Source organism: Roseovarius sp. (genome assembly GCF_048262375.1).
Lineage (GTDB): Bacteria > Pseudomonadota > Alphaproteobacteria > Rhodobacterales > Rhodobacteraceae > Roseovarius.
Genome location: NZ_JBLXFE010000024.1, coordinates 36,877 through 45,025, shown reverse-complemented (window position 1 = coordinate 45,025; position 8,149 = coordinate 36,877). Strand labels below are relative to the sequence as shown.

The following is an 8,149-nucleotide window of genomic DNA, read 5'->3' as shown; positions in this document are numbered from 1 at the left end:
TTTGCCATTTTGCTTTTTGTCATAACCATCATCCTTACTTAAGTTGATGGTCTCCGACAAACTCGGGGCGATTCAGATGCCAGAGGAGCTGCAAACTCTGCGCCGCCTGATGGAAGCACGCCACGCGCGTCAGGGGCGGAGGGAGTTCGTGCAGGTTCTACGCCTGCTGGAAAGCTTCGATCTGTCGGTCCTGTGTGCGGCGGTGCGCCTGGCGCTGCAAAAAAGGGCCATTGCCTTTGATGCGATCAAACATCTGGTCCTGTGCCAGATGGAGCGCCGCCCCCCACGGCTCGACCTGTCGCTGTATCCCTACTTGCCGCGGGCCGCAGTGCAGACCACGAAGGCGTCCAATTACATGGCCCTTCTGTCGGAGAGCATGTCATGAGTGATGCCCACGACCTTCTGCTGGCCCATCACCTGAAGAAGCTCAAGCTGCCGACGGTTCTGCGTGAGTACGAGAAACAGGCACGCCAGTGCGCTGCTGAGAACAAGGGACACGTGCCCTATCTGAGCCGCCTGATCGAGTTGGAGCTGATAGATAGGGAACGGCGCATGGTGGAGCGCCGGATCAAGGCGGCGAAATTCCCGGCCCCCAAGAGCCTGGACAGCTTCGACTTCAAGGCCATCCCTGCACTCAACAAAGTGCAGGTGCTGGAACTGGCCCGTTGCGGATGGATCGAGCGGCGCGAGAATGTCATTGCTCTGGGACCTTCAGGAACAGGCAAGACCCATGTCGCCCTCGGCCTCGGACTGGCCGCTTGCCAAAAAGGCCTGCCGGTCCGCTTCATCACAGCCGCAGCTTTGGTCCACGAGTTGATCGAAGCCCGTGATGAAAAACGCCTGCTGCGGCTGCAAAAGCAGATGCTGACTCCAAAGCTGCTGATCATCGACGAATTAGGCTTCGTGCCCCTCAGCAAAACCGGCGCAGAGTTGCTCTTCGAGTTGATCTCACAGCGCTATGAGCGCTCCTCAACTCTGATCACAAGTAATCTGCCCTTCGAAGAATGGACCGAAACCTTCGGCTCCGAACGCCTCACTGGAGCATTGCTCGACAGGCTAACCCACCACGTCTCTATTTTGGAGATGAACGGCGAAAGCTACCGTCTCGGACAGAGCCGAAAAGCCAACCAAAACCACTGATCAGAAATTGCCCCGCCGGGGCAATGCGCCCGGGAACCCGCTTGCTTTATGACGAGCCGCAGGTCCCCGGGCGCGCCTGAAGGCAACCGTTAAGCAAAATCTCGACTGGCCTACTTTTACGCCGCCCTACTGGCCCAATTTTACTCCGCCGTTGACATATCAGGCAGTTAGGCTGAGCAGAAGGTTTGTGCATGGGAGTGGAGTGATCCAAACTCACCAGCAAAGCAGGGCCGGGATACGCGCCTGCCTCGTCCTCGCCGCCGCACCCCCATCAGCAAGTGAGGGGTGACGGACGGCTCCGGCGAAGCAGGGGACAGGCTCCCCAGAGAATACGAAACCTACGTCCTAATAGTGCAACAGAGCGCGCGGCATAAACGAGATTGATAAATATTTGACGCTGCTATCCCGCTTCTAACAAGCCGGTGCCGGATATGTCGCTGACTGCAGCGCTGATGACAGCAACAGCCTCATCCACGTCATCGCACGTCGTATAGCGTCCAAGGCTGAACCGAATTGATGATGCGGCATCCTCCTCGCTCAGGCCGATGGCCCGCAGCACATGGGAAGGTTCCGGTATTCCGCTGGTGCAAGCCGACCCGGTCGATGCCGCCAGCTGGGGTTGCATGCGGCTGAGCAAGTCCTGTGCAGCAATGCCTTTGAAGCCGACGTTGATGTTGCCGGGATGCCGTTGTGAAAAATCCACCGGACCGTTTACCCATATCTGGACGGGCAGAGTCTCTAACTTTCTAAGGAAATCATCGCGAAGGTGAGCTAAGGTTGCCCGATCATCGGCACAGTGTTCTTCGGCAAAAAGTCGAGCCGCTGCACCGAAACCGACACAGAGCGCAGTCGGCACCGTTCCGGACCGCAATCCGTTTTGCTGACCGCCACCATGAATGACGGGCGCGATTTCGCGCTGGAGTTCACGCCTGACAAACAGCGCGCCAATACCCATCGGGCCATACATTTTGTGCGCAGAAAAGCTTATCATATCAGCATTTTGCGCTAATAATGAGAGATCGAAGGCGCCAGGCGCTTGAGCCGCATCGCAGTGCAAGAGGGAGCCGTGCCGTGCGGCCATGCGCGCGATTGTCGGAATGTCTTGTAGGGTGCCGATTTCATTGTTTGCGGCCATCACGGACAGGAGAAGGACGTCATCGCCCAAGCTCCCTTCGAGGACGTCCAGATCGATCCGGCCGAATCGATCAACCGGGATGTGCGATACGGAAAAGCCGAGATCGTCTGCGAGCACACGGCCGATCTCAAGCACGCATTTGTGCTCGGTTGCCCCTAGCAGAATGCGCCTTTTATGGCTATGTGCAGCCCGCTTTGCAAGGCCGATAAGGGCGAGGTTGTTGGCCTCGGTGGCGCCTGACGTGAAGATGATCTCGTCCGATTCGCCGCCGATCATCGACGCGATGTCGCCTGCGGCACGCTCCACAGCCTGACCTGCACGCCATCCGATGATGTGTTCCGAGGCGTGGGGGTTGCCGAAGCTGTCAGCGGAATATGGGCGCATAGCCTCAAAAACCCGCGAATCGAGAGGTGTTGTCGCTTGGTGATCGAAGTATAGAGTGTTTCCAATTTTCATATTATTTTCAATCTATTAACTGCCTTGATTTTCTCTGAGCCTCGGTCAGCAACGCTCTCGCGCTTTCTGGAGGATATCTCCAGGTTTAAGTTTGACCATACCATATATTGTGGGTTAAAGTCGAGCTGGATCAATCATCCAGGACGAGGCGGAATGACAAGAGGACCTATCTATCAAGACAAATACAAACCCCAATTCTCGGGGCACGAGACCTTTCCGCTGCGCTACGGATGGCTCAAGAAAGCCTATGATTCCGTCGATGGCCGACGTGACGACCCCGACAGTAAAGCTGTGTTTACTCGTGATGATGCCATAGCGCATTTTGGTGTAGGTAAAAATATGGTGGCCTCAATGCGGCATTGGGCAACCGCCTGCGGAATTATCGAGGATGGCGAGACTTCCAACAAACTTGTCACGACAGCACTTGGCAATACCATCTTCGGAGCCGAAGGTTATGACCCTTATATGGAGCATCCGGCGAGTGTGTGGATGCTTCACTGGAATCTTGCGGGTCACCCCGGAAAAACAACTTGGTATTGGAGTTTCAATAACTTTTCCGGTACCGCATTTGAGCGAGAGCGGCTCGTCAAGGCACTAGAAAAAGTTGCAGCAGATCGCGCGTGGCCGCGCGTGGCTACGACCACAATCCGGCGTGATGTTGAGTGTTTTCTGCGCACCTATGTGGCGCGGCGTCCTTCAGCGAATGCTTCGCCGGAGGATACTCTGGAATCGCCTTTGGCGGAGCTCGGTCTAATAAAAGCTACCGGCAAGCGAGACGGGTTTCGCTTCGTCCGCGGCCCGAAATCGACCCTCGGCGACGGGATTTTCTTGTATGCCCTGATTGATTTTTGGCGTGACTTCACCACAGCGCAAACGCTTTCGTTCGAAGCTATCGCACATGAGCCTGGATCGCCGGGGCGGGTGTTTTTGCTTGACGAGAATGACGTGGCCGACCGCCTGCTTTCGCTTGAAGAGTTTACAGGCGGTGCTTTTCGCTGGTCCGAAACCGCCGGGCTCAAGCAAGTGCTGCGCGATACAGAGCTCGATGTGAATGCCGCCCTTGACTACGTTGTCCGCGAATATCGCAAAACAAAGACAAGAGAGGCGGCTTAACGTGCTTTCAGATCGTGTCCGTATAGCAAGACGATTTCAACGTTCGGTTCGAATAGACACGGATCACAACGATATTTCCGCCCTTGAAGGGTTTGTTTGTCCCCGCTCTTCGGTTGATGTGCTTTCTGCGGTGGGTCATCATGTCGCCGAAACAGGCCACGGTGCGTTTACCTGGACCGGACCCTATGGGAGCGGAAAATCGAGCCTTGTCGTGGCGCTGAGTGCGCTCCTGAGCGGCGACGATGCGCTCAAGGCCAAGGCAGCAGATGCCATCGGAAATGCTGCAGCAAAGAGTATTCTAGACGCATTGCCGCCGCGCTCAAAAGGGTGGTTGGCACTACCCGTTGTGGGGCGACGTGAGAACGCGGCACAGGTGATCGGCGAAGTTCTGGAAGAGCGCGGATTAGCAAGCAATCTGCGCGGCAAACGCTGGACTGACAATGCTCTCGTTGAAACTCTCGTCGAACTTTCTAACCGGAATCCGCGCAGCGAAGGCGGGCTTGTCCTGTTTGTCGATGAAATGGGCAAGTTCCTCGAAGCCGCAGCGCAGGAAGGTGCGGATGTTTATCTCTTTCAGCTCCTTGCCGAAGCCGCGTCACGTAGTGCTGGCAGGCTCATCGTTATCGGGATTCTTCACCAGGCGTTCGAGGAGTATGCGCACCGTTTGTCGCGGGAAATGCGCGATGAATGGTCGAAAATTCAAGGGCGCTTTATCGATCTAGCCGTGAATGCGGCCGGGGAAGAGCAGATTGAATTGATCTCCCGCGCAATAGAAAACGACAGGGCATTGAAGAAGGTGGGAAAACTCACCTCTCTGGTTGCATCTGAAATAAAAAGGCAGCGCCCTGCTGCGTCACAATATCTGCCTGAAACACTCGAAGGGTGCTGGCCTCTTCATCCGGTTGTTGCATGCTTGCTGGGACCGATTTCTCGGCGGCGTTTCGGTCAAAACCAGCGCAGCATCTTTGGCTTCCTAAATTCTGCTGAACCATACGGGTTTCAGGACTTCATACGTCATCAGGATGAAGGCGTATTGTACGAACCCGACCGGCTCTGGGATTATCTGCGCGTCAACCTCGAACCTTCTATTCTGGCGTCTCCAGATGGTCATAGATGGGCAATGGCGGCAGAAGCTATCGAGCGGTGCGAGGCGCTCGGCGGTGATGCTTTGCATATCAGGCTTCTTAAATCGCTCGCTCTGATTGATCTCTTCAAGGAGCGGTCCGGCCTTGCCGCAACGGACGAGGTACTGGCAGCCTGCGCAGGAACGGCGGGCAAGAAAGAGACGAAGGACGCGCTTGAGCAACTCAAGCGATGGTCTTTGGTCATCTTCCGGAAGTTCGCCGATGCTTATGCAGTTTACGCCGGAAGCGATTTTGATGTTGATCGAGCCGTGCAGGACACTCTTCAGCATATTCGGGAAGTTGATTTTGTATCCCTACAGCGCTTAGCGGGCCTGCAGCCCATTCTGGCCAAGCGTCATTATCATGAAACCGGCGCGCTCCGGTGGTTCGATGTGGAAGTGGCGCCTCTGAATAGTCTAATAGACCGGGCGCGTGCCTACGCGCCTCATGCCGGGACGATTGGTGAATTCCTGTTGGCTGTCCCGACTGACGGCGAAACAGCTGAGGAAGCGAAGAAGCTTTGCCGGGAAGCCGCCCGTCAATCGGGCGACTGGGACGTTGTTGCTGGCCTTTCGCAGCGGGCGTGGGCGATTACGGACCTTGCCCGTGAGTTAATCGCGCTAACCGAGATTCAGGAAGAACATCCAGACCTAAGCGGCGATCCTGTCGCGCAGCGCGAGGTGCAGGCGAGACATGACGTTTTGCAGGGGCAGCTTGAAGAAGAAATCCGCCGGGCGTTTGACAATGCGACCTGGTATTTGAAAAACCATAAGCCGCGTCAGTGGTTTCACGCCGAACTGAACAATGTCGCGTCTGAGCTCGCCGCGCGACGTTATGCACTTTCGCCCCGCATAAACAATGAACTTCTGAACCGAATCAAGCCATCAAGCAACGCGGTAGCCGGACAGAATGCCCTTCTTCGCGCCATGGTGTCGCGAGAAGGTGAGCCACGCCTTGGAATCGAAGGGTATCCGGCCGAAGGCGGATTGTTCGCCTCGTTGCTCGAAGTGACAGGGCTTTATGCTGAGACAGCTGAAGGCTGGCGTTTTTGTGCACCCGCCAAGGATAAAGACCCCTATGGCCTTTTACCGCTTTGGGAAGCGGCGGCTGAGCTGCTTAAGTCAGCGGAAGACCGTACCGTGAGCGTTGCAGAAATCTACCAGCTCTGGGCGGCCCCTCCCTACGGCGTCAAAGATGGCGTGATGCCTGTACTTGCTGTCGCTTTTATTCTTTCGCGCCGAGAGAGGGTAGCACTCTATCGTGACGGGGTATTTCAGGCACGATTCAAGGACATTGATGTCGAAATTCTCGCCAAGAATGCAGGTGATATCCAGCTTCGCTGGATGGACCTTTCGGCCCTTTCGCGCCGTTTGTTGTCGAGCATGGCAGAAGTTGTGCGTGATCTCGACGCAGCAAACAGCCTGACACACCTCGCACCGATCGATGTCGCGCGCGGTCTAATTGCTATATTTGATCGCCTTCAAGCCTGGACCAAACGCACAATGCAGCTTTCTGGTAATGCCATCCGCGTCCGCGAAATCTTCAAGCATGCTAACGATCCGAACAAATTTCTCTTCGACGACATTCCGGAAGCGTTCGGTGGGGTCGGAACACTCGATGATGCCACCCTGAAAGGGATCGTTGACGATGTCCGCGATGGGCTCTTTGAGCTCGTAGAGTCCTATCCGTCCATGCTGCGGCGACTAAATGATCTCGTACTTGCTGAGCTACAGGTGCCGAACAGCTCGCCCCAAGCACTTGCAGAGCTTCGGGCGCGGGCTGAAAATATCAAGAAAATCAGCGGTGATTTCCGGCTCGACGCGTTCATCGGGCGGCTTTCTAACTTCGGTGGTACGGAAGAGGACATCGAAGGCCTCGCAAGCCTTGCTGCCAACAAGCCGCCGCGGGACTGGACCGACTCTGACCTCGACCGCGCCTCTGTCGAGCTCACAGACCTTGCGCAGAAATTTATTCGTTCGGAGAATTTTGCGCGCGTCAAAGGGCGTGTCGATAAACGTCACGCCATGGCGGTTGTTGTCGGTGTGAACGGAAGACCTGCTCCAGTTCATGCCGAATTCGAAGTAACTGAAGGTGAGCGTGCCGGGATTGAGGAAATCATTGCACGTGTCCAAAGCGCAATCGATGTAGGTGATAAGTCACAGCGCCGCCTTGTGCTCGCGGCACTCGCCGAACTAAGTTCCCGCTACATGGGGACCGCTGAGGACGAGTGCGATACAAAATCCGAGAGGGCAGTATCGTGAGTGAGACCCCGAGAAAGCACGTCCTCGGACTGTCCGGCGGCAAGGATAGTGCTGCGCTTGCAATTTACATGCGCCAGCATCACCCTGAGCTCGATATTGAGTATTTTTTTACTGATACGGGTAAAGAGCTTCCCGAAGTCTACGAGTTTCTTGGTCGCCTAGAAGGTTTCCTTGGTAAGCCGATCCTGAGGCTCAACCCCGACCGCGACTTTGATTTCTGGCTCAAGCAGTACAACAATTTTCTGCCATCGCCGCAGACGCGATGGTGTACGCGTCAGCTCAAGCTGCGCCCTTTCGAGCAGTGGCTTCGCCCGATTCTGGAGGAGGGCTGCATGGTTTATAGCTACGTGGCCATTCGTGCGGACGAAGAATATCGAGAGGGCTATAGTTCCAAGCATGACCGGCTGAAGGTCGTCCTGCCGTTCAAAGAGGCAGGAATCGATAAGCCCGGCGTGCACGACATCTTGGAGGCATCAGGCTTAGGCTTGCCGCGCTACTATAACTGGCGCTCGCGAAGTGGTTGCACGTTTTGCTTTTATCAACAGAAGATCGAGTGGGTCCGCCTCAAAGAGCAGCACCCCGAAGCTTTTGAAGAAGCACGATCATACGAAAAGGATGCTGTAGCGCATGGATCGCCGTTCACGTGGTCTCAAGGCGAGTCTTTGGATGAGTTGACGCAGCCAGATCGTGTCCAGCAGATCAAAGAAGACTTTGATAAGCGGCTTGAGCGGGCGAAAGCAAAACGCCAGCAAAACCCGTTGCGTGGTGAAAGTGATGAACTCGACATTGACGAGTTGTTTGGACAGGCCAAAAGTTGCCTTGCATGTCACAAGTAGTTTTCATTGATCACAACGGGCGTCACTATCAATCGCGTGTCTGCTGCGAAACACATTGATGCTATCGCAACCGAATTTCAATGC

Annotated in this window: 5 protein-coding genes and 1 pseudogene; 5 read left to right on the top strand and 1 reads right to left on the bottom strand. The window is 55.6% G+C overall.

The genetic code is table 11. The features are described from left to right. Positions 1-76 precede the first annotated feature (76 nt). Together ACN0SW_RS17670 and istB are read left to right on the top strand one after the other, a co-directional pair. Positions 77-385: pseudogene (locus ACN0SW_RS17670) on the top strand (IS21 family transposase); the annotation flags it as partial. Further along, positions 382-1,140, top strand: a complete 759-nt coding sequence (gene istB, locus ACN0SW_RS17665) for an IS21-like element helper ATPase IstB (RefSeq protein ID WP_417729249.1) — start codon at positions 382-384, stop codon at positions 1,138-1,140. The pseudogene ACN0SW_RS17670 and the gene istB, both read left to right, overlap by 4 nt. A 400-nt stretch (positions 1,141-1,540) precedes the next feature. On the opposite strand, the gene ACN0SW_RS17660 is transcribed toward istB, so the two are convergent. Then, complete coding sequence (locus ACN0SW_RS17660; protein ID WP_417729248.1) at positions 1,541-2,731, bottom strand: cysteine desulfurase family protein; 1,191 nt, start codon at positions 2,729-2,731, stop codon at positions 1,541-1,543. Positions 2,732-2,884: 153 nt separating this feature from the next. Here ACN0SW_RS17660 and ACN0SW_RS17655 point away from each other — a divergent pair, with 153 nt between their 5' ends. From ACN0SW_RS17655 to ACN0SW_RS17645, 3 genes are read left to right on the top strand one after another with little or no spacing between them, the layout of a single operon-like run. Beyond that, the gene (locus tag ACN0SW_RS17655) at positions 2,885-3,844 is read left to right on the top strand and encodes a DUF4007 family protein (RefSeq protein WP_417729247.1); all 960 of its coding nucleotides are present in this window, start codon (positions 2,885-2,887) and stop codon (positions 3,842-3,844) included. Beyond that, a complete protein-coding gene (locus tag ACN0SW_RS17650) occupies positions 3,792-7,229 on the top strand; it encodes a hypothetical protein (RefSeq protein WP_417729246.1) in 3,438 nt (1,145 codons plus the stop codon). Before ACN0SW_RS17655 ends, ACN0SW_RS17650 begins: the two co-directional genes overlap by 53 nt. After that, positions 7,226-8,065 carry a phosphoadenosine phosphosulfate reductase family protein gene (locus ACN0SW_RS17645; RefSeq protein ID WP_417729245.1) on the top strand — a complete coding sequence of 280 codons (840 nt, stop codon included), beginning with the start codon at positions 7,226-7,228 and terminating at the stop codon, positions 8,063-8,065. The genes ACN0SW_RS17650 and ACN0SW_RS17645 overlap by 4 nt, the downstream gene beginning before the upstream one ends. Positions 8,066-8,149: the final 84 nt, after the last annotated feature.